This window comes from Desertibacillus haloalkaliphilus (assembly GCF_019039105.1).
In the GTDB taxonomy this organism is placed as follows: Bacteria; Bacillota; Bacilli; order Bacillales; family KJ1-10-99; genus Desertibacillus; species Desertibacillus haloalkaliphilus.
The window spans coordinates 1-324 of sequence record NZ_JAHPIV010000623.1 but is presented as its reverse complement, the minus strand read 5'-3'; the positions used below and the strand labels follow the sequence as shown (position 1 = coordinate 324).

Below are 324 nucleotides of genomic sequence, written 5' to 3'. Positions count from 1 at the left end.
AGAGAGGGAGGGGGAGGAGGAAAGAAGAGAAGAGGGAAAAGGAAAGAAGAGGAGAGAAGAGGAAGAGAGAGGAGGGAGAGGGGGGGAGGGGGGGGGGGGGAAGGAGAAGGAGAAAAAAGAGAGAGAAAAGAGAAGAGGAGGAGGAAGAGGAAGAGGGGGAGAAGAGAAAGAGAAGAGAGGGGAAAAAGAGAAGGGAAAAAAGGGGAAAAAAAGGGGAAAAGAAAGGGAGAAAGAAAAGGGAAAGGAAAAAAGGAGAGGAGAGAGGAGGGAAGGAAGGAAAAGAGGGAGGGAAAAAAGAGGAGAGGAGAAAAAGGAAGAAAAAAG

The 324-nt window shown here is 48.8% G+C and carries 1 protein-coding gene; it reads left to right on the top strand.

What is annotated here, in order from left to right:
• Positions 1 to 324, top strand: a 324-nt coding sequence (locus tag KH400_RS30485; protein WP_217228767.1) for a hypothetical protein, incomplete at both ends; no start/stop codon positions are given.